General features: G+C 70.6%; 20 protein-coding genes, 2 tRNA genes and 1 riboswitch. Of the genes, 13 read left to right on the top strand and 9 right to left on the bottom strand.

Going from position 1 to position 19,078, the window contains the following annotated elements:
• Nucleotides 1-63 precede the first annotated feature (63 nt).
• From ACIPY5_RS18710 to ACIPY5_RS18725, 4 genes are all read left to right on the top strand, one after another.
• Nucleotides 64-726 carry a response regulator gene (locus ACIPY5_RS18710; protein WP_400973467.1) on the top strand — a complete coding sequence of 221 codons (663 nt, stop codon included), beginning with the start codon at nt 64-66 and terminating at the stop codon, nt 724-726.
• Between the two features lie 38 nt (nt 727-764).
• Nucleotides 765-1,838, top strand: coding sequence for a histidine kinase (locus ACIPY5_RS18715; RefSeq protein ID WP_309340442.1), 1,074 nt, complete (start codon nt 765-767; stop codon nt 1,836-1,838).
• Nucleotides 1,839-1,963: 125 nt separating this feature from the next.
• Nucleotides 1,964-2,455, top strand: coding sequence for a DUF2076 family protein (locus ACIPY5_RS18720; RefSeq protein ID WP_400973470.1), 492 nt, complete (start codon nt 1,964-1,966; stop codon nt 2,453-2,455).
• Between the two features lie 109 nt (nt 2,456-2,564).
• Nucleotides 2,565-3,923, top strand: a complete 1,359-nt coding sequence (locus ACIPY5_RS18725) for an alpha/beta hydrolase (RefSeq protein WP_400973473.1) — start codon at nt 2,565-2,567, stop codon at nt 3,921-3,923.
• 63 nt (nt 3,924-3,986) lie between these two features.
• Here the strand turns inward: ACIPY5_RS18725 and ACIPY5_RS18730 are convergent, their stop codons facing one another.
• Nucleotides 3,987-5,189 (bottom strand): FAD-dependent oxidoreductase, encoded by a 1,203-nt coding sequence (locus tag ACIPY5_RS18730; protein ID WP_400973475.1) that lies wholly within the window; start codon nt 5,187-5,189, stop codon nt 3,987-3,989.
• A gap of 84 nt (nt 5,190-5,273) precedes the next feature.
• Between ACIPY5_RS18730 and ACIPY5_RS18735 the strand changes: the two genes are divergently transcribed.
• Nucleotides 5,274-5,756 carry a MarR family winged helix-turn-helix transcriptional regulator gene (locus ACIPY5_RS18735; protein WP_400973478.1) on the top strand — a complete coding sequence of 161 codons (483 nt, stop codon included), beginning with the start codon at nt 5,274-5,276 and terminating at the stop codon, nt 5,754-5,756.
• Nucleotides 5,757-5,906: 150 nt separating this feature from the next.
• Here the strand turns inward: ACIPY5_RS18735 and ACIPY5_RS18740 are convergent.
• Nucleotides 5,907-5,979, bottom strand: a tRNA-Ala gene (locus tag ACIPY5_RS18740).
• A gap of 85 nt (nt 5,980-6,064) precedes the next feature.
• The gene (locus ACIPY5_RS18745; protein ID WP_400973481.1) at nt 6,065-6,934 is read right to left on the bottom strand and encodes a hypothetical protein; all 870 of its coding nucleotides are present in this window, start codon (nt 6,932-6,934) and stop codon (nt 6,065-6,067) included.
• A 123-nt stretch (nt 6,935-7,057) separates the two neighbouring features.
• Here ACIPY5_RS18745 and ACIPY5_RS18750 point away from each other — a divergent pair, with 123 nt between their 5' ends.
• Complete coding sequence (locus tag ACIPY5_RS18750; RefSeq protein WP_400973484.1) at nt 7,058-8,434, top strand: MFS transporter; 1,377 nt, start codon at nt 7,058-7,060, stop codon at nt 8,432-8,434.
• A gap of 141 nt (nt 8,435-8,575) precedes the next feature.
• On the opposite strand, the gene ACIPY5_RS18755 is transcribed toward ACIPY5_RS18750, so the two are convergent.
• Nucleotides 8,576-9,217: a GNAT family N-acetyltransferase gene (locus ACIPY5_RS18755; RefSeq protein WP_400973575.1), complete on the bottom strand. Its 642-nt coding sequence runs from the start codon at nt 9,215-9,217 to the stop codon at nt 8,576-8,578.
• Nucleotides 9,218-9,242: 25 nt separating this feature from the next.
• Complete coding sequence (gene galU, locus ACIPY5_RS18760) at nt 9,243-10,139, bottom strand: UTP--glucose-1-phosphate uridylyltransferase GalU (RefSeq protein ID WP_400973487.1); 897 nt, start codon at nt 10,137-10,139, stop codon at nt 9,243-9,245.
• A 72-nt stretch (nt 10,140-10,211) separates the two neighbouring features.
• On the opposite strand from galU, the gene ACIPY5_RS18765 reads away from it, so the two are divergent.
• Genes ACIPY5_RS18765 through mscL form a run of 3 tightly spaced genes read left to right on the top strand, consistent with a single transcriptional unit; the run spans nt 10,212 to nt 11,534 of the window.
• A complete protein-coding gene (locus ACIPY5_RS18765; RefSeq protein WP_400973490.1) occupies nt 10,212-10,802 on the top strand; it encodes a 5-formyltetrahydrofolate cyclo-ligase in 591 nt (196 codons plus the stop codon).
• 28 nt (nt 10,803-10,830) lie between these two features.
• On the top strand, nt 10,831-11,106 hold the full coding sequence (locus ACIPY5_RS18770) for an FmdB family zinc ribbon protein (RefSeq protein WP_309340454.1): 276 nt from the start codon (nt 10,831-10,833) through the stop codon (nt 11,104-11,106).
• Nucleotides 11,107-11,135: 29 nt separating this feature from the next.
• Nucleotides 11,136-11,534 carry a large conductance mechanosensitive channel protein MscL gene (gene mscL, locus ACIPY5_RS18775; protein WP_309340455.1) on the top strand — a complete coding sequence of 133 codons (399 nt, stop codon included), beginning with the start codon at nt 11,136-11,138 and terminating at the stop codon, nt 11,532-11,534.
• Nucleotides 11,535-11,604: 70 nt separating this feature from the next.
• Here the strand turns inward: mscL and ACIPY5_RS18780 are convergent, their stop codons facing one another.
• On the bottom strand, nt 11,605-11,838 hold the full coding sequence (locus tag ACIPY5_RS18780) for a hypothetical protein (protein ID WP_400973494.1): 234 nt from the start codon (nt 11,836-11,838) through the stop codon (nt 11,605-11,607).
• Nucleotides 11,831-15,529 (bottom strand): AAA family ATPase, encoded by a 3,699-nt coding sequence (locus ACIPY5_RS18785; RefSeq protein ID WP_400973497.1) that lies wholly within the window; start codon nt 15,527-15,529, stop codon nt 11,831-11,833. The genes ACIPY5_RS18780 and ACIPY5_RS18785 overlap by 8 nt, the downstream gene beginning before the upstream one ends.
• 160 nt (nt 15,530-15,689) lie before the next feature.
• On the opposite strand from ACIPY5_RS18785, the gene ACIPY5_RS18790 reads away from it, so the two are divergent.
• From ACIPY5_RS18790 to ACIPY5_RS18805, 4 genes are all read left to right on the top strand, one after another.
• A complete protein-coding gene (locus tag ACIPY5_RS18790) occupies nt 15,690-16,247 on the top strand; it encodes a methylated-DNA--[protein]-cysteine S-methyltransferase (RefSeq protein WP_400973499.1) in 558 nt (185 codons plus the stop codon).
• Between the two features lie 164 nt (nt 16,248-16,411).
• Entirely contained in the window at nt 16,412-17,266 is an 855-nt protein-coding gene (locus tag ACIPY5_RS18795; protein WP_400973502.1) for a LuxR C-terminal-related transcriptional regulator, read from the top strand.
• 43 nt (nt 17,267-17,309) lie between these two features.
• A riboswitch (guanidine-III (ykkC-III) riboswitch) is annotated at nt 17,310-17,374 on the top strand.
• Nucleotides 17,375-17,385: 11 nt separating this feature from the next.
• Nucleotides 17,386-17,712 (top strand): multidrug efflux SMR transporter, encoded by a 327-nt coding sequence (locus ACIPY5_RS18800; protein ID WP_309340464.1) that lies wholly within the window; start codon nt 17,386-17,388, stop codon nt 17,710-17,712.
• Between the two features lie 54 nt (nt 17,713-17,766).
• Entirely contained in the window at nt 17,767-18,111 is a 345-nt protein-coding gene (locus ACIPY5_RS18805) for an Lsr2 family protein (protein ID WP_400973505.1), read from the top strand.
• Between the two features lie 231 nt (nt 18,112-18,342).
• On the opposite strand, the gene ACIPY5_RS18810 is transcribed toward ACIPY5_RS18805, so the two are convergent.
• Both ACIPY5_RS18810 and ACIPY5_RS18815 read right to left on the bottom strand, forming a co-directional pair.
• Nucleotides 18,343-18,416 (bottom strand) — tRNA-Arg (locus ACIPY5_RS18810).
• 30 nt (nt 18,417-18,446) lie between these two features.
• Nucleotides 18,447-18,944, bottom strand: coding sequence for an HNH endonuclease (locus ACIPY5_RS18815; protein WP_309339105.1), 498 nt, complete (start codon nt 18,942-18,944; stop codon nt 18,447-18,449).
• Between the last annotated feature and the right edge of the window lie 134 nt (nt 18,945-19,078).

Consider the following 19,078-nt stretch of genomic DNA (forward strand, 5'->3'; position numbering starts at 1 on the left):
GGCGGTGATCGGACATCGACGCGCCGCTGTGCCCTAGCGTTCTTGAGAGGAGAGAGGAATCCCATGATCCGTGTCGTGATCGTCGACGACGAGGCCCTCGTTCGCAGAGGGTTCTCGATGATCCTGAACGCCACCGACGACATCCGCGTCGTCGGCACCGCGTCCGGCATCGAAGCGCTCGATGTGATCAAGGTGGAGAGACCCGATGTGCTGCTGCTCGACATCAGAATGCCCCAGGTCGACGGGCTGACCCTGCTGAGCATCGTCTCGACCCTGCCGGAGCGCCCCGCCGTGGCGATGCTCACGACCTTCGACGCCGACGAGTACATCCTGACCGCCCTCGGCTCCGGCGCCTCCGGATTCCTCTTGAAGGACACCGAGCCCGAGCAGCTCGGCCAGTACGTGCGGGCGCTGGCGGCCGGAGGGGTCGTGCTGTCCTCGCGAGCCTCCCGCACCCTGCTGAACGCCCACCCCGGCCCGACGGCCGAGCTCGATGAGGAGGCCGAGCGCGTCTCGATACTGACCGATCGCGAGAGACAGGTGCTGAGGCTCGTCGCCGAGGGCCTCTCCAACGCCGACATCGGCGCTCGCCTCTACCTCGGCGCCGGAACCGTCAAGGACCACGTCAGCGCGATCCTCGCCAAGCTGGGTGTCACGAGCCGGGTGCAGGCGGCACTCGCCGCGCAGCGCGCCGGCCTGCTCGACGAACGGCCCTCGGATCGGTGAACCTCCTCCTGGCGGCGTGGCGCCGCATACCTCCCTGGGTGACGGACCTCCTCGCGGTCGCCATCGCCATCGCCGACTCCTTCCTCACCTATGCGGACGACGGGCCGCTCGCCGTGGGCACGATCGCGCTCGCCTGCGCCGCCCTGCTGATCCGCCGCCGGTGGCCGCTGATCGCGTTCGCGCTGACCCTGCCGGCCGCGCTCATCGCGAACATCCTCGCCGCGCCGATCATCGCCCTCCTCGCGCTCTCCAGCCGCACCCGCCGGCGGTGGCTGCTGTTCCTCTGCGGAGCGCTGTTCGCGGCTTCCGAGGCCATCGGCTGGCCCCTCACGAACCTGCTCACGGCTGACCAGAACTGGACGGCCGTGACGTTCATCTATCAGCTCGCCACCGCCGCCGCTCCGATCCTGCTCGGCCAGCTGACGCTCGCGGCATCCGATCTTCGGGCCAGGATCGCCGAGATCGAGGCGACCAGGCAGCATGAACGGGAGCTGTATGCGCAGAGCCTGCTGACGCAGGAGCGCAACCAGCTCGCCCGCGAGATGCACGACGTGGTCTCGCACCAGGTGAGCCTGATCTCGGTCCAGGCGGGCGCCCTGCAGGTGACGGCTGCGGATGCGGAGGTGCGAGGCGCCGCCAGCTCCATCCGGCGGATGGCCGCCACGACGCTCGACGAGCTGCGCTCGATGGTGACCCTGCTGCGGGCCGCCGGCACGCGCAGCCCCGGCCTGGCACCGCAACCCACCATCGCCGACCTGACCGACCTCATCGCAGCGAGCGGCCTGCCTGTCACGACCACGGGAGAGCTCCCGCCGGATCTCCCCTCCGCCGCACAGCGCGCTGTGTACCGAACGGTCCAGGAGGCGCTGACGAACATCCGCAAACACGCGCCCGGATCCGCGATCCTCGTGCAGCTCTGGTCGGACGACCGATCCTGCGGAGTCGTCATCGGCAATTCCCGCCCCTCGGAGCCGCCGTTGGATCTTCCCAGCGCCCGGCTCGGGCTCCTGGGACTCCGGGAGCGCGCGGAACTGCTCGACGGAACCCTCATCGCCGGGACCGCCGGGGACGGGTTCGAGGTGCGTCTCACTCTTCCCCGCTCCCCCGCCTGACCCGCCGACCGGGCAGGCGCTTCCCACCACCTGGCGGATCCGATCTCCCTTCCCTGCGCACAGCATGGGCATGTCCACACGATCGACGTCGATGAACGATCCATCGCCGTGAGAAGGGAACCCTCATGCAGACCTCCGATGCGCGCCTGATCATCGATCTTGCGGACGCCGTCCGCAATGCCGCCCCGATCCAGAAGGATCCCGAGGCCGCGCAGCTGATCTCGCAACTGGTCGGCTCTCAGCCCGATGCGCTCTACTTCCTCGTGCAGACGGTCCTGCTCCAGAAGGAGGCGCTCGCCGCGCAGCAGGCTCAGCCCGCCCCCGCGACCGGCGCCTCCTCTGCCGCGCCCGCGGCACCTCCCGCGCCGCCCCGGTCCGAGGACCAGCGCGGACGGTGGGGCGGGCTGTTCGGCTCGCGTCGGCAGTCCGGCCCGGATGGCGGGGCCGCAGGAGGCAGCTTCCTCAAGACGGCAGCGGCGGGAGCGGCCGGCGTCGCGGGCGGGGTGCTGCTCGCCCAGGGGATCTCCGGCCTCCTCTCCGCCCCGCAGGACCAGCACCGCGCGGAAGACGACGAGGACGACTTTGACGGGGACGACGACGGCTGGGATTCGTTCTGATCCGATGGGTGCGCCCCCCCGATCGGGGGTGCACCCACCCCCCGATCGGGGGGTCGCGCACCGAGGATCCCCGGGTGCGTTCGGGGTCGCGGCTCGCGAGGATCGGACGGTGACCGACTTCTTCTCCGCGCTCTGGCTCGGGTTCCTGCACGTCCAGATCCTGGACGGCGCGGTTCCTGTGCTCGTCTACCTGATCGCGGCCGGCAGCATCCTGGCGACCCTGCTCTGGGGACCGACGAAGCGCTGGATCCTGACCGCGGCGCTGGCGGCGGTCGCCGGCGGCGCCGTGGCCGTCGCCCTCTGGCTGGTCTGCGTCCGCTGGCTCGACCTCTTCGGAGGAGGACTCGGAGCGCCCACCTACATCTGGCTGGTCGCGACGCTCGCCGCCGTCGCGATCGGAATCGCCTCCCTGTTCCGGAGAGGAGCGCTCCGACGCCTCGTCGCCGTCGTCGCCATCGTCTCCGCCGCCGTCGCCGGCACTCTCGGCATCAATACGGCGTTCGGCCTGAACAGCACGGTCGCGAACCTGCTGAACGTCGTCGCGGACAAGCCCGTCCGGCTCCCTGCCCCCGCGGCGACCCTCAAGGCCACGGACGCACGTGCCGCACCCCTCTGGGAGTCCTGGGCGCCGCCCGCCGGCATGCCTGCCAAGGGCAGCACGGGCACTGTCGCGATTCCGAGCACTCGCAGCGGCTTCAACGCCCGAAGCGCCGGACTGTACCTTCCTCCCGCCGCACTCACGTCGGCGCCTCCACGCCTTCCGGTCGTCCTCATGCTCATGGGCCACCCCGGCAACCCCGACCCCCTGCCCATCTCGCGGGTCCTGGACGAGTACGCCGCCGGCAACCACGGCCTCGCGCCGATCGTCATCGTCGCCGACCAGGTCGGAGCGGACGTGAAAGACACCGGGTGCGTGGATTCGCCCGTCGGCAAGGCCCGCAGCTACCTCCTGCAGGACGTGATCCCCTGGATGCGCGCGAATCTCAACGTCTCCCCCGATCCCCGCCTCTGGAGCATCGCCGGCTACTCGAACGGCGGACAGTGCGCGATCTCGCTCGGCGCAGAGCACCCCGAGATGTTCGGAACGGTGATCAGCATCTCCGGGGAGGAGTTCCCCGGCGCCACCAATCCCGCGGAGGCCGTCAAGCGCCTGTTCGACGGAGACGCCGGGAAGTACGAGCAGGCGAAGCCCCTCACGCTCCTGGCACAGCACCGCTACTCCGGAACGACGGCCGTCTTCACCGCCGCGAAGGACGATCCGAAGTACCTCGCGGTCGCCCAGAAGTTCGCCGCAGCAGCGGAGGCCGCGGGAATGACCGCGCATCTTCGCGAGCTGCCCGGTGGCGGCCACGGCGCCGCAGCGCTCGCGGGCGGCCTCCAGGCCGCGTTCGCCATCGCCTACCCGGCGCTGGAGCTCTCGGCGCCGGGCAAGGAGGCGACATCGTCCACGACATCGAGAAGTCCCTGACCACGAAGGCCCCGAGCGGCTGCTCGGGGCCTTCTGTTCCGGTGGGCCTGCCGCCTGCCGAATTCAGGCGACCTTCGAAGCGAAGTCGATATGGTGCCCCTGGAGCCACATCATCGACTCGCCGCCATCACGGGCGGCACGGCGGAACCCGATGGGCAGGATCGCATCGCGGATGACGCGGGCGACAGGACCGGCGGCCTTCCGCGCGGAGCCTCGGTGACCGTAGGCGACGATCTTCTCGACGCGCTCGCGACGCAGCGAGACGAAGGTCTCGAACGCGCGGGCGGTGCTCGAGCAGTCGCGGAGGCACTGGGCCAGGATCACCGCATCCTCGAGAGACATCGCGGCCCCTTGCCCGGCCGACGGCGACGTGGCATGCGCGGCATCTCCGATCAGGACCATGCGGCCCCGCCCGTCATGCCAGTTCTCGACGACGGGCATGTCGTAGGTGGTCCAGCCGGTGAGCGGGCCGGGAGCGGCGTCGAGGATGTCGAGCGCAGGCCCGGCGTCTCCCGCCATGAGCTCTCGCAGCCAGTTGCGCCAGTCCGCATCGGACATCCCGGACAGCACGCCCTTCGCGGGCTCCTTCGGCATCGGCGGGTTGGCGAACCACACGGCGCCGCCGTCCGGGGTCTTCATCCAGGCGAAGAAGCACCTCGTGCCGAACTGCATCACGAACTCGCGATCCGGTGCGTCGAGGGAGAAGTTCGGGATATACCCACCGGTGTTCAGCACCGGCACGTACCGAGGTGCCGCGGCGCCAGGATCGATGACCTGACGCACGCGTGAGTGGATGCCGTCCGCCCCGACGAGGAAGTCGCCGTCGGCCGTGCTCCCGTCCGCGAAACGGGAGCGGACGCCGGTCGCCGTCTCTTCGGCGCCGACGAACTCCTTCCCGTATTCGATGCGGATGCCGCGGTCGGCGGCCTGTTCGGCCAGCAATGCGTAGAGGTCGGCACGCGGCATGAGAATCGACGTCTGCCCGTCGGGGCGCCGTGCGGCCATGGGCATCCGGCCGAGCGGCTTGCCCTTGCCGTTGACGAAGCTGATGTCGTCGGTCTCGTAGCCGATCCCCTCGACCGGACCCGCCAGGCCGATCGCGCGCAGAGCGTCCATCCCGTTGGCCTGGAAGGAGATCCACGCACCCCGACGGTCGTCGTCCACGCTCCCCCGCTCGTAGATGACGGAGTCGATGCCGACGGACTGCAGCGCGACAGCGAGTACCGGGCCGGCGATGCCACCACCGATGATGAGTGCACGAGTCATTTCTCGTTCCTTCCGTGTCCGGCCGGCTGCCCAGCCTGATCGTGTAGCTTGATTATCAAACAATCATGAGAGGAGATAGCTTGAATGTCAAGTGATCTTGAGGAGGCGCTCGCCGCCCTGGGCCCGGTCATCCAGAGCTATCAGTCGGCCGTCGACGATTTCGACCGCGAAGCAGCGCGCATCCTGCGTGTGAACGACACCGACCTGCGCTGCCTGGAGACCCTCGTGGATGCCGGCGATGACGGGATCACCCCGCGGGAGATCGCCGACCGGCTCGCCCTCACCACCGGCAGCGTGACCACCATGCTCGATCGCCTGGAGAGGGTCGGTTACCTCGCGCGCACACCGCATCCGAGCGACCGCCGTCGGCTGATCGTGCGCCCGACCCCACGCGCCCTGGAGCTCATCTGGGGGATCATCGGGCCGCACATCGCCGAATCCAGCGCGGCCGTCGCCGAAGCGTTCAGCACCGCCGAGCTGAAGATCGCGCGCCGCTTCCTGGAGACCGTCACCGAGGTTCAGCGCAGCCACGTCTCCCTGCTGCGGGCTCGCGACGCGCTCGGGTGAAAGCGCACGGGCGGCACCGGGCCGCTGACGCCCTTGCGCCGGTCGAGAGCACTCATCGCACCGGCGGAGCGTCCTCCGGCGGGACGAGTACCGCTCCGGCCGGAGGAAAAGAAGAAGCCCCCGATCTCTCGGGGGCTTCTTCTGTTCCGGTGGACCCAGGGGGATTCGAACCCCCGACCTCTTCATTGCGAACGAAGCGCGCTACCAACTGCGCCATGGGCCCGTGAACCAGATCAGCCTAGCACGGGCATGCGCGCGCACTCGTCATCGGCGGCCCTCACGACGCCCGCCGGGCGTGTCGGATCCGCTCAGCCCGCGGCGCGCTGGGCGAGCAGCTGGCGCACGTGCGCCTCGATCTCGGCGTCGTCGACGTAGCCCATCCGGGCGTAGGGCGACTCCTGCGCGGCGGCGGGAGCGGGCAGCTCCGTCGGCGCCGGCGGGGCGATTTCATCGGCCTTGCGCTGCAGCTCGGCGGCGCGCGCCGCCTCGCGGGCGAGGGTCTGCGCATCGATCGTGGCGCGGGCCGCGTGCGCCCGGGATCCGGTGACGGAGACGAGGGGCTCGGGCAGCGTGCGCGGCGTCCAGGTCCGCGGACCCTGGTCGTGCAGCTCGGTCTCCCGTGCCGGTGCGTCCTCGGCCACGGGCGGCGCCAGGACGCGCGCGGCGCGGCGGACCGCACGACGGGCGACCGTCGCCATCCGCTGCAGCATCAGCAGGGCGAGCAGCGCGACGGCTCCGCCCGCCCAGAGCAGGATCGAGGATCCGGCGGTCATGAGCTGCCACACGCCGACGCCCACCGCCGCCAGCGCGAGGAGGAAGAGCACCGTGGCCGTGAGCCGGGTGCGTCGACGGGCGCGCGCGCGACGGAAGGCGGGATCGGCGTGCGTGGCGGCGAGCTGCTCGCGCAGACGCTGCAGGTCGGCCTGCTCGCGGTCCGTCTGCAGCCGCTTGGCCAGCTTCTGCTGCGCGAGTGCGGTGCGGGCGTTCAGTTCGAGCTGCACCTCGCGGGGCGCCTCGCTGGTCTCGGCGAGCACGCGCAACGCGCGGTTCAGGCGCAGAGCATTGCGCTCGGCGGCGTCGTACTGGTGCTGCCCCCGCCACGAAGGCAGGAAATAGAGCAGCCACAGCAGCGCCGCGACCAGGACGATCACGCCCCCGCTCAGCACCGGCCCGTTCATGCCCTCCACGGTATGCGACGGGCCGCCCGCGACGGCGCCGACACGCGCACGCCGACGTCACGCAGGCCCCCGCGGATCCCCGTAGCCGCCCCGATGTCCCCGCCGGCGAGTAGGGTCGGGCTCGTGGCCTCGTTCACCCCTCTGCAGCGGCTCGTCATCGCGGTCGCGGTGCTCGCCTCGTTCGTCACCTTCCTCGACGGCACCGTCGTCACGGTCGCCCTGCCCGCGATCAGCCGCGAGCTGGGCGGCGGCATCACCACCCAGCAGTGGGCGGTGGACGCCTACCTGATCACGCTCAGCGCCCTGATCCTGCTCGCCGGATCCGTCTCCGACGCCTACGGGCGCGTCCTGGTCATGCGGATCGGGCTCATCGCCTTCGGGATCGCCTCGGTCGCGGTCGCCGTCGCCCCCACCCCCCTGGTGCTGATCATCGCGCGCGCCGCACAGGGTGCGGCCGGCGCGCTGCTCGTGCCGAGCTCGCTCGCGCTCATCACCGCCGTAATGCGCGGCGAGGTGCAGTCCAGGGCGATCGGGGTGTGGACGGCCTTCACCACGGCGGCGCAGCTGGTCGGACCGCTGGTCGGCGGTCTCTTCGTGGATCTGCTGTCGTGGCGCTTCGTCTTCCTGATCAACGTGCTCCCGATCGGCGTCACGCTCGTGCTCCTCGGCCGGCTCCGCCTGCCCGAGCATGAGCGCACCACGCAGGTGGACTGGCTCAGCGGCGCGCTCTGCGCGCTGGGTCTCGGCGGCGTGGTCTACGCGCTCATCGAGCAGCCCCACCAGGGCTGGGCCTCCCCGGTGATCCTCCTCACCGCGATCGGCGGCGCCGCACTGCTGATCGTCTTCCTGCTGCGCCAGCGACGGGCGCACCCGCTCATGCCGCTGTCGCTGTTCCGCGTGCGCAACTTCGCCTGGGGCAACCTGTCGACGCTGTTCGTGTACGCGGCGCTCTCGCGGAACGGCTTCGTGATCGGCGTCTACCTGCAGCAGGGCGCCGGGCTCAAGGCCACGGAGGCGGGCCTCGCGAGCCTGCCGATCACGATCCTGATGATCCTGCTCAGCTCGCGCGTCGGCCGGCTGGCCGGCCGCCTCGGACCCCGGCTGTTCATGGCGGCCGGCCCGCTGGTCATGGCCGTCGGCGCGCTCCTGCTGCTCCTCGTGTCCGAGAGCTTCAACTACTGGTGGCAGGTGCTTCCGGCGATGATCGTCCTCGGCATCGGCCTGTCGCTGACCGTCGCCCCGCTCACCTCGGCGATCCTCGGATCCATCGAGGAGAGCCGCTCCGGGATCGCCTCCGCGGTCAACAACGCGGTCTCCCGCGTGGCCGGACTGCTCGTGGTCGCGATGCTCTCCACGATCGTCGGCGGAACCCTGAACCTCGCGGGCTTCCACAGCGCCACCTGGGTCACCGCCGGACTGTTCGCGGTCGGCGGGATCGTCTCCTGGATCGGGATCCGCCGTCCCGTCCCCGAGGCCGTCCCCGAGCCCGCCGAGAGCTGAGCCAGCCGCGCGCTGCGCGCGTCGCGCCTCCTCGTCGACGCCCCCACGCAGGTTCCACGCCCCCTCGCAATGCCGTCCGTGCGGAGGGGCGTCGACGCTGCGAGGGGGCGTCGACGCATCCCGGGCTCGCGCGCGCCGAGGTCAGCCCTGGATCCCGGTCTCACCCGGCGCGGCGGTGGAGGGCAGATCCGAGGCCGGCACGGCCGCCCAGTCCGCGGGGACGCGCCCCGAGGCCCAGCGGCTGAGCACGCCCTCCGGCACGTCCTCCCGCACGAGCGAGAACGCGAGGTGGTCGCGCCAGTCGCCGTCGATGTGGATGAACCGGCGACGCATCCCCTCGTAGCGGAAGCCGAGCTTCTGCACGACCCGCAGGCTCGGCCGGTTCTCCGGCCGCAGGCAGATCTCGATCCGGTGCAGCCCCAGGTCCGAGAACGCGAGATCGGTCGCCATCGCGACGGCGGCCGGGGTGATCCCGTGCCCTGCGAAGCGCTCGCTCACCCAGTAGCCGATCGTCGCGGAGCACAGGGATCCGCGCATGACGCCCCAGATGTTGAGCTGGCCGGCGATCTTTCCGTCGTACTCCATCACGAACGGATAGCCGGTGCCGTCGCGGTACTGCTGCAGCAGCCGCCGGATGCTCACCCGCATGTCGATCCCGGTCTGCAGGCCGGGCAGCGTGGCCTCCCACGGCTGCAGCCAGCGCCGGTTGGTGATCAGCTCGTGCTGCAGCGGGCGCGCGTCCTTGGCCCGGATGAGCCGCAGCTCGACCGGTCCGTGCCGCATCGGTGCCGAGACGTCCACGATCCGCTCAGATCCTCTCCGCGTACTCCTTGAGCCAGACCCGCAGATCCGGCCCGAGGTCGTCGCGGTCCGCGGCGAGCTGCACGATCGCCTTGATGTACTCCAGCCTGTCACCGGTGTCGTAGCGCCGTCCGCGGAAGATCACGCCGTGGACGCCGGGACCCTCGGGATCCGCGGCGAACTCCTGCAGCGCGTCGGTGAGCTGGATCTCCCCGCCCTTGCCGGGCGGCGTGCGCTCGAGGATCTCGAAGATCGACGGCGGCAGCACGTAGCGGCCGATGACGGCGAGGTTCGACGGTGCCTCCTCGCGGGTGGGCTTCTCGACCAGCCCCATCACGCGGCGGACGTCGTCCGCGGCGCCCTCCGGGACGCCGTCGGGGTCGGCCGTGCCGTACAGGTGGATCTGATCGGGATCCACCTCCATGAGCGCGATCACCGCCGCGCCGCTGCGCTCGTGCTCGGCGATCATCGCGGTCAGCAGCGGATCGCGCTCGTCCATGAGGTCGTCGCCGAGCAGCACCGCGAACGAGCTGTCCCCGACGTGCGTGCGAGCCCGGAGCACGGCGTGCCCGAGGCCCTTGGGCTCGCCCTGGCGCAGGTAGTGGATGTCCGCCATGTCGCTGGAGGCGACGACGCGGGCGAGCCGGCGGTGATCGCCCTTCTGGGTGAGCTTCCCCTCGAGCTCCGGCATCTGGTCGAAGTGATCGGAGATCGCGTTCTTGTTGCGTCCGATGATGACGAGGATGTCGTCGATGCCCGCCGCCACGGCCTCCTCGACCACGTACTGGATCGCGGGCTTGTCGACGACGGGGAGCATCTCCTTGGGCATCGCCTTCGTCGCGGGCAGGAAGCGCGTGCCCAGGCCGGCCGCGGGGATGACCGCCTTGATGCGTGCCTTCGTCATCTGCTCAGCTTAGGGGCGCGAACCGGCTTCGGGCCGGAGCGGGCTCAGCGGCTCCCCGGTAGAATCGAGGCCATGCCGGGCGACATCGACCATGCGAAGCGCGCGCTGCGCGCCGATCTGCGCGAGCGCCGCAGCCTGCTGTCCGACCCGCAGCGCGCCGCGGCCGAGACCGCCCTCACCGCTCGTCTCGACGAGCTGATCGCCGCGACCGGCGCACGGTCGATCTCCTGCTTCCTGTCCACCACGACCGAGCCCGGCACGCGCGCGTTCATCCGCGCCGCGGTCGCCCGCGGCATCAGGGTGCTGCTGCCGATCACCCGCGAGGACGGCCTGCTCGACTGGGCGGTGGCCGGATCCGACGAGGAGATCACGACGGGCCTGCACGGCCTGCCCGAGCCCACGGGAGAGATCCTCAACCCGATGGCGCTCGACGAGGTGGATCTGCTGCTCGTCCCGGCGGCCGCCGTCGACCGCACCGGGATGCGGATGGGCTGGGGACGCGGCTACTTCGACCGCACGCTCGGCTCGATGCAGAAGTGCCCTCCCGCGTACGCCGTCGTCTACGACTCCGAGATCCTCGACGAGGTGCCCCACGACGTGCACGACCAGCCGGTCACCGGCGCCGTCACGCCGCTGCGCACCGTCGTCTTCCCCCTGACCTGACCCTCCGATCCGAGACCTGCGAGGCCCCATGCCCACCTACTCCTACGCCTGCACCGCCTGCGGGCACCGTTTCGACGCCGTGCAGTCGTTCTCCGACAGCGCCCTCACCGAATGCCCCGAATGCCAGGGCCGCCTGCGCAAGGAGTACGGATCGATCGGCGTGACCTTCAACGGATCGGGCTTCTATCGCACCGACTCCCGCGCGGGATCTGGGGTTTCCTCCTCTGTGGGGGCATCATCGAAGTCGGAATCGACGGCGAGCGCCACACCTGCGCCCGCCTCCGCACCGGCCTCTGGATCCTGAGGCCGACCACTTCAGGGGAGAGAAAAAGCATGATCAAGGGCTTCAAGGAGTTCATCCTCCGCGGCAACGTCATCGACCTGGCCGTCGCGGTCGTCATCGGCGCCGCGTTCTCGGCGATCGTCAATGTGGTCGTCGAGCAGCTGATCAATCCACTCATCAATCTGTTCTTCAAGGCCGAGAGCCTGGACAAGGCAATGATCCTGACCGTCGGGTCGTCTCATTTCGGCTTCGGCGCAGTCATCGGCGCAATCATCAACTTCCTGGCAGTCGCGCTCGTCGTCTACTTCGCGTTCGTGATGCCGATGAACCACTTCAACCAGCGCCGCGCCGCCAAGGCGGGCGTCACCGAGGAGCCCGAGGCCCTGCCCTCCGAGCAGGAGCTCCTCATCCAGATCCGCGACCTGCTCGAGAAGCAGAAGTCGGCCTGATCCGACCGGTTGCGACGCCCCGGCGCCCTCGTGGCGACCGGGACGTCGTCGTCTGCACGGGCACGACGCCTCAGTAGTGCGGCGGGACCTCGCGGCGCAGCGCCGCGTCGTTCGGGCCGGATGCGCCCCTGGTCTCCGTCCTCGGCTCGCGATCGCGCTCGTCGGGTTCGGCATGCGTGCCGGGCGCGGGCGTCAGGCGCGCCCGGCGGGATCCTCGCACGCGCACGATGCGCTGCCGGGATCCGGGGTCATCGGAACCCGCCTCGGCCGGCTCGGGCGTCGCGGAAGGATCGCGGTCAGGCATCGTCCACGTCGAGCGGCTGGGTGTCGCCGTCCACGCGCGGTGCGTCGAGGGGCACCCCGAGCACCTCGCCGATCCGGCGAGCGACCCCGGCGGGATCGCTGTACAGGTCGAAGGCGTGCACCCGGATGTAGTGCCAGCCCAGACGCCGCAGCACCTGGGGGCGCAGCCGCAGGGTCTCCCGGAGCGATTCGGCCCGCGATTCCGGATCCGGCTCGATGACGACGGCCTTGCCCGCGTGCTGAGCGACGAGCGGCAGCAGTCCGCGGTAGTCCACGTCGACGGAGACGCCGATGCGGCGCAGCTCGCGGGCCAGGGCGAGGGTGAGCGGATCCGCCTGATCCTCCGCGCGCTCCTCGCGCGCATGCCCGGCGAGATCTCCGAGGATCGACATGAGCGTGGCCGCACCGTGATCCAGGCGTCCCTCGTCGAACGAGGACGGGCGGATCGACGAGACGATCACCATCGAGCGACGCGCCCTGGTCATGCCGATCGTGAGCAGCCGGTCGCCGTCGGGCGAGGACAGATCGCCGAAATCGCTGAGCACGCGACCGTGCTTGGTCACGCCGTAGCCGAGCGAGAAGATCACGCGGTCGCGGCTCTCGGCCGCCGCCTCCTCGAGCGTCAGCACGATGAAGGGCTCCTGCGTGTCGCGGCCGACGAACTCGGCCACGTCGCTCCGGCCCGCGAAGGCGATCGATACCGCGGCGAAGACCCGCTCGGCGTGCGTACGGCTGGCCGTGACGACCATGAGCGACTCGGTCGGGCGGTGCACGGCGTGCTCCACCACGAGAGTCACGATGCGCGCGACCTCGGCCTCCGGGCTCTCCATCGCCCCCGTCTCGGGGTGCGGGATCCCTACGCCGCCCTCGACGTAGTCCACCGTGAGCGATCCGCGACCGAGGTAGGAGCCCGCCCAGGGCAGCGACACGATCTCACCGCCGTAGAAGGCGTCGTTGATGAGCGAGGCCAGATCCTCACCGCCGGCGCGGTAGCTGCGGGTCAGCGTGACCACGGGCAGCAGCTCGGAGAGGCGCTCGAACACCGACACCTCGTCGAACGGCACCTCCTCCTCACGGTCCTCCGCCGGCATCGTCGCGACCTGGAACGCGGTCGGCTTCTGCAGCACGGGGTCGCCGAAGGCGACGATCTGCCGCGCGCGGCGGATCGCGGGCGTGGCCTCGGCGAGGTTGATCGCGGCGGCGTCGACGAGGATCACGGCGTCGAACTCCACCGAGTCCGGCAGATCCGGCACCTGATAGGGGGAGGCGATCCAGACCGGCGCGAGCACGCGCATGAGCGTCGGGGCCGCGGCCACGAGTTCCGCGACCGTGGTGCGGTGCTGGGTGAGTCCATGCCGGAGGTTCTGCGCCTCCGCGGCCTCGTCCACGATCGAGATCCGCCATTGCCCGCTCAGCTGCCAGGCGAGGAGCGGACCTGCGGCCCCGGCGTGCGCCTCGTCCACGAGCCGGAAGTCGCGCTCGAGCTGGTCGACGACCGAGGTGTTCGCGCCCAGCAGGGAGCGGTTCTGCCGCAGCGCCTGCTCGAGCAGGGACTGCCACCACGCGTACTCCAGTTCGGCGCCCACCCGATCCTCGGAGAGGTGCCGGGTGGACAGGTCGATGAGGAGCGGTTCGAGACCGAGGCCCGCCAGCTCGTCGCGGATGCGGGCGCGCTCGATGAGGTTGTCGAAGACGTCCGACTTCGCCGCGAGTCCTGCGAGCGTGCGCAGCAGGCGCGCGACCGGAAGCGTCGCGAGCGGCTCCTTGCGCCCCAGAGCCGTGTCGAGCTCGGCGAGCTGCGCCTCGACATCGCGCCAGGCGACGGAGACATCGGCGAGGCCGAGCGGCACCTCTGGCGCGACGCCGGCATCGACGTAGCGCTGCCATTCGGTGCGCTGGGCCTGGATGCGCGTGAGCGCGTCGTGCATGTCCCCCACGTGGGCGCCGGGCCGCACGTACTCCTTGGCGAGCTGGCGCAGCCGGCGGCGGTTCGCGCCGGTCATCGCCGCGCTGTCCCGGCGGCTGCCATGCGCCTTGATGAGCTCCCCGAGCGGCCGCTCGAACACGGCGGGGGTGAAGTGGTCGAGCGAATCGCGGATCCCCCGCAGCAGACGCAGGTACTCGCCGAGCTCCGAGATCGTCGCGAAGGGGCGCATGTGCGTCTGGGCGACGAGCTCGTAGCCCAGCTCGAGCAGCTCCGGCACCGTGCGCGCGTGCAGCTCCTCGGCGAGCGCGTGCACGCGGTGCGCCTCATCCGATGAGGAGAAGACGACCCCGTACCAGGGCGAGTCGTCGGGGCCGAACCGGAACTCCCCCAGCCGCGCGGCCTGCGCGAGCGCCTCGGCGGCGTGCGTGCGGTCCTCCGCGAGATTCTGCAGCGCGGGGCGCCCGAGCCGCGCCGTCGTGGTCGGGGGTGTCGGGAGCAGCGCCAGCCGGGTGAGCATGCGGGTCGCGTCGAGCACGCTCGCGCCGAGCGCCGGATCCGTCTCCGTGAGCGCGCGGCGGTAGTCGCGCAGCACGGTCCGCAGCCGCAGCAGGGCGTCGTCGATCTCCGCGAGCTTGGGCGCCTTGGCCTTCTCGTTGCGCCCGATCGCGCGCACCAGATCCCGGCGCACCGAAGCCGGCGAGACGGCGAACCCGTCCAGACCGATCCCGCTCAGGCGATGCCGCACGCCGTCGAGCGTCGAGCGACGGGGAGAGACCACGAGCACGCGCTTGCCGGCGCGCACGAGCTCGCCGATCGCGTTGATCACGGTCTGCGTCCCACCCGTTCCGGGGAGCGTCGAGACCGTGAGGGAGTGCCCCGCCGCGATGCGGGCGAGCACCTGCTCCTGCTCGTTGTCGGCATCGAGGAGGAGATTGTCGGAGGCCGGGGCGCGGTCGTCCGGTCCGGCCGTGAACGGCTGCGGTCCCGGCGCCGAGACGCGCTCGCGGTCGGCGGCATGGCCGGCCAGCGCGTTCAGCATCGGATGGTCCAGGTCGTGCGCGTCGCGTGCCATCGCGGTGCCGACGTCGGCGAACGTGGACACCATCATGCGCGGCTGCACCGAGAACGTGTCGACGGATGAGGTGGCCGCGCGCAGCATGTCGATCGCCGGCTGCGGCGCGAACACGCCGTTCTGGTACGCGAGGGCGGCGAGCCGGGTGTCGTCGATCGTTATCCCGAAGTGATCGCGCGCGATGCGCACGAGTTCGGGGTTGAGGAAGAACTGCCCGTGCAGCTTCAGCTCGTAGTCGGCGTAGTGCCGGCGGATCGCGAGCGGACGCAGCAGCATCGGGGCGGCGTAGTCCACGCCGCCGATCCGCCAGGTGCACAGTCCCACCGCGAGGTGCACGGCGTCGAGCCCGCGCACGGTGCGCAGTTCGGTGTTCTTCGCCGTGATCCGGTCGGCCGCGAGGCGCGCGCCGCGGAGCCCCACCTCATCGCGGAACAGGTTGGACAGCAGGGTCGAGCGGCCCGTGATGAACTGCGGCAGGCTGCCCGGGTGGGCCCTCGAGATGTCGATCCCGCCGGCGGTGACATCGCGATAGGCGGTCAGCGGCGAAGGACCGCCGAGCTCCGCCGCTTCGGCCCTCAGACGGGCCCGCTCCGCGGTCGCGGCGTGCACCGCCTGCACGCCCGGCTCTGCCACGTCGACGTCGCCGGGCGTCACGGACTTCTCCTCCGCGTTCTTCCCGTCACGTCGCCACACACGACAAAGACTAGGCGTGGTGGATGGGCAGAACCGTCAGATCCACTGGGTTTCGCCGGATTCAGGTGGTTTCCCCCTCCACAGCGGGCCTTTTCCGGATTCTCCGCACCGATTGCGGATCCGGCCGTCCTGAGCGCGCGCGGTGATCGAGGATGGGTGCATGACCTACCGCTACGACTTCGCCGACACCCCGTTCGGGGATGCGCTCTGCGTGTTCTCCGATGAGGGGCTCGTGGCGTTCGACCTGCCCGAGGGCATGCATCGCGACTCGCCCTGGGCGCTCGAGGCGATCGCGCGGATGCTGCACGCCGTGCCGGAACCGGATCCGGGCGCGAGCGCGGAGATCGACGAGCTGCTGCACGCGTACTTCTCCGGGGAGCCGATCCGCTTCGATCGGGAGCTCACCCTGGACTGGCGGCTCGCGAACGGCTTCACCCGCTCCGCGCTGCAGTCCGTGTGCGAGATCCCGTGGGGCGAGAGCGCGAGCTACGGCGAGGTGGCGGCGATGGCGGGCAGCCCCGGTGCCGCACGCGCGGTGGGGACGGCGTGCAGGAACACCCCCTTCTCGATCGTCGTGCCCGTGCACCGCGTGGTGCGCGCTGACGGCTCGCCCGGTGAGTACGGCGCGCATCCCGAACGCAAGCGATACCTCCTGGATCTGGAGGCGGACGCGGCCGCCCGAGCCCGTCCCGTGCAGCACGTCCGCCCCGGCGTGTAGGCCGCCGGGGCGGACGTCGTCCCCTCCGTGCGACGCGGCGCTCCTGCGCCGGTTCCTCTGACCGTTGCGGGTGCTCCTCGACGAACCCCCGACCGCACCCGGGTGATAGCGTCGACGCTACGAAACGACGGGACGGGGCGGCTGCCCCGGGAGCTGGTAGTCGGATGAACTCGTTCGAGACAGTCGGATCCGACGCGGATCTGGTCGCGCAGGCGGTGCGCGAGCTGATCCGGCGCACCCGTTTCCCCGTCGCCTTCGGCGGCCTGCTCGACAGCGGCGAGGTGCCCGTCACCGCGATCGTCGGCTCCCGCACCCGCAGCCTCGAGGGGCTGCGGGTCCAGCCGCAGCGCGGCCTCGGCGGCCGCGCGATGATCGAACTGCGCCCGCGCATGACGCACGACTACGGCGCCTCGCAGCAGATCACGCACGACTACGACGGCTTCGTCCTGGGCGAAGGGCTGCGCACCCTGCTCGCGATCCCCGTGATCGTGTCGGGGAGGCCGCGCGGTGTCCTCTATGCGGGCGCGTGGGAGGAGCCGCCCGCCGGCGGGATCACCACCGCCCCGGCGATGCAGATCGCCGACGCCCTCGCGAGTGAACTGCGCATCCGCGAGGAGGTGGAGCGCAGGCTGCGCACCGCGAGCGCGCCCATTCCCCCGCCGGCGCTGAGTCCCGCGCATCGGGAAGAGCTCCGGGAGAGCTTCGCCGAGCTGCGATCGATCGCCGCTCTCGTGCCCGATGAAGCCGTGCGCGAGCGCCTCGGCGAGCTCGAGCGCCGCCTGCTGACCCTCTCCGCTCCCTCACCGCTTCCCCCTCCCTCCGAGGTGCGCCTCTCGCCCCGCGAGCTGGACGTGCTGAGCTGCGCCGCGCTCGGACAGACCAACGCGCAGGTCGCCGCCGAGCTGGGTCTGCGCGAGTCCACGGTCAAGGCGTATCTGGGCACGGCGATGGCGAAGCTCGACGCCCCGACCCGGCATGCCGCCGTCGCGCGGGCGCGGCGCGGCGGTCTGATCCCCTGACGAAGGCTGCCCTGCTCCTGCCCAGGCAGCCGCGATAGTCTCGACGCAGCGCACCGCGCACCCGGACGAGGCGGGCCAGTACCCGGACAGCGAAAAGACTGGCTCTCAGGAGGCCCGCCATGGCGTGGATCGTGCTCATCATCTCCGGAGTCTGCGAGGCCGTCTGGGCGACGGCCCTCGGCAAGTCCGAGGGGTTCACCCGACTCTGGCCCAGCATCATCTTCGTGGTCGGCCTCGTGGCATCGATGTTCGGGCTGGGCTGGGCGATGCGGGAGATCCCGACCGCGACGGCCTATGCGGTGTGGGTCGGCGTCGGCGCCTCGCTCACCGTCGTGTGGGCCATGATCACCGGTGATTCCGAAGTGTCCTGGATCCGGATCCTGTTGATCCTCGGTCTGGTCGGATGCATTGTCGGATTGAAGCTGATCGATCCGGGACATTCATGACATTCCGCATTCCAATCATTGCCTTGGATAATTCCTGCACGTAGATTCATCTCCATGGCACGCAAAATCGTTCATCAGCTCGTCGACGATATCGACGGTTCCGTTCTCGAGGTGGGCGAGGGCGAGACCGTGCATTTCTCACTCGACGGTTCCGCCTATGAGATCGATCTGACCAGTGCGCACGCCGCAGATCTGCGTGCGGCGCTCGCTCCGTTCGTCTCTTCGGGTCGGCGCACGCAGCGCGCGGCGACAGGGCGCCCCTCCGCCGCAGCCAAGCGCCCGAACCGCAACCCGGAGACCGCGGCGATCCGCGCCTGGGCCGGCGACAACGGCTACAAGCTCTCGGAGCGCGGCCGCATTCCAGCCGATGTGATCGAGGCATACCGCGCCGCGCACTGATCGCGAGATAGCAGAGAAGGGACCGCCATTCGGGTGGTCCCTTCTTTTGCGCCCCTGGAGGGTCAGGTTTCGCGCCCGCTTCTCCATTCGCCCCGCGGTCGACGAGATCCCGAGGTCGGCTCTCGTCGAGAAGCAGGTCGACGTGCGGATCCTCCTGGCGCACGGAGCCGCGCCTCTGGCGGTCGACAAAGCAGAAGAAGACCACCCCTCCGGGCGGTCTTCTTCTGCTTGTGCCCCCGACAGGATTCGAACCTGCGACCTGCCCTTTAGGAGAGGGCCGCTCTATCCGACTGAGCTACGAAGGCGCTCTCCCAGTCTAACGAGCGCGCGCGGCTCTATGCCGCCATCGCCAGGTACGGCTCCCAGCGGGGGTCGCCCCGCTCGGATCCGCGCACCGTCCATCCTGTGCCCCGCGGCGGAGCAGGAGTCAGACGCAGCTCCCAGCCCATCTCCTGCGGCGTGCGGTCGCTCTTGACGTTGTTGCAGCGCAGACAGCAGGCGACGAGGTTCTCCCAGGAGTTCTTGCCCCCGCGCGAGCGCGGCAGCACGTGATCGATCGTGGACGCAGACTTCCCGCAGTAGCCGCAGCGGTTGCCGTCACGACGCAGCACCCCGCGTCTCGTCACGGGTGCGTACCGGGCTCTCGGCATCCGCACGTACCTGCTCAGCACGATCACCGCGGGGCGGTCGAACGGTCCGCTCGCCGCCCAGACGGGATCGTCGACGGCGCATTCGACGACGGAGGCCTTCTTGTTCATGACCAGTACGATCGCGCGTCTGAACGACACGACCGCGAGCGGTTCGTACCCGGCATTGAGCACCAGTGTGCGCATCCTGCATCCCTTCGATCCGACCGGGACGGCTTCCCGGTCTCTCGACCGTGCGCAGACGGAGGGTCCGCAGGATACGAAAACGGCGCTGTCTACGAGAGACAGCGCCGTGAGCGCACGGATGATCCGTGCAGATC

Source organism: Microbacterium sp. NPDC089698 (assembly GCF_044749045.1).
In the GTDB taxonomy this organism is placed as follows: Bacteria; Actinomycetota; Actinomycetes; order Actinomycetales; family Microbacteriaceae; genus Microbacterium.

Bases quoted from the DNA above. Each gene is read 5' to 3' on its own strand.
- ACIPY5_RS18745 (WP_400973481.1), bottom strand. From the start codon at position 6,934: ATGAACGGGCCGGTGCTGAGCGGGGGCGTGATCGTCCTGGTCGCGGCG.
- ACIPY5_RS18800 (WP_309340464.1), top strand. From the start codon at position 17,386: ATGGCGTGGATCGTGCTCATCATCTCCGGAGTCTGCGAGGCCGTCTGG.
- ACIPY5_RS18790 (WP_400973499.1), top strand. From the start codon at position 15,690: ATGACCTACCGCTACGACTTCGCCGACACCCCGTTCGGGGATGCGCTC.
- ACIPY5_RS18730 (WP_400973475.1), bottom strand. From the start codon at position 5,189: ATGACTCGTGCACTCATCATCGGTGGTGGCATCGCCGGCCCGGTACTC.
- ACIPY5_RS18815 (WP_309339105.1), bottom strand. From the start codon at position 18,944: ATGCGCACACTGGTGCTCAATGCCGGGTACGAACCGCTCGCGGTCGTG.
- ACIPY5_RS18720 (WP_400973470.1), top strand. From the start codon at position 1,964: ATGCAGACCTCCGATGCGCGCCTGATCATCGATCTTGCGGACGCCGTC.
- ACIPY5_RS18770 (WP_309340454.1), top strand. From the start codon at position 10,831: ATGCCCACCTACTCCTACGCCTGCACCGCCTGCGGGCACCGTTTCGAC.
- ACIPY5_RS18780 (WP_400973494.1), bottom strand. From the start codon at position 11,838: ATGCCTGACCGCGATCCTTCCGCGACGCCCGAGCCGGCCGAGGCGGGT.
- mscL (WP_309340455.1), top strand. From the start codon at position 11,136: ATGATCAAGGGCTTCAAGGAGTTCATCCTCCGCGGCAACGTCATCGAC.
- ACIPY5_RS18710 (WP_400973467.1), top strand. From the start codon at position 64: ATGATCCGTGTCGTGATCGTCGACGACGAGGCCCTCGTTCGCAGAGGG.
- ACIPY5_RS18765 (WP_400973490.1), top strand. From the start codon at position 10,212: ATGCCGGGCGACATCGACCATGCGAAGCGCGCGCTGCGCGCCGATCTG.
- ACIPY5_RS18805 (WP_400973505.1), top strand. From the start codon at position 17,767: ATGGCACGCAAAATCGTTCATCAGCTCGTCGACGATATCGACGGTTCC.
- ACIPY5_RS18735 (WP_400973478.1), top strand. From the start codon at position 5,274: ATGTCAAGTGATCTTGAGGAGGCGCTCGCCGCCCTGGGCCCGGTCATC.
- ACIPY5_RS18795 (WP_400973502.1), top strand. From the start codon at position 16,412: ATGAACTCGTTCGAGACAGTCGGATCCGACGCGGATCTGGTCGCGCAG.
- ACIPY5_RS18755 (WP_400973575.1), bottom strand. From the start codon at position 9,217: ATGCGGCACGGACCGGTCGAGCTGCGGCTCATCCGGGCCAAGGACGCG.
- galU (WP_400973487.1), bottom strand. From the start codon at position 10,139: ATGACGAAGGCACGCATCAAGGCGGTCATCCCCGCGGCCGGCCTGGGC.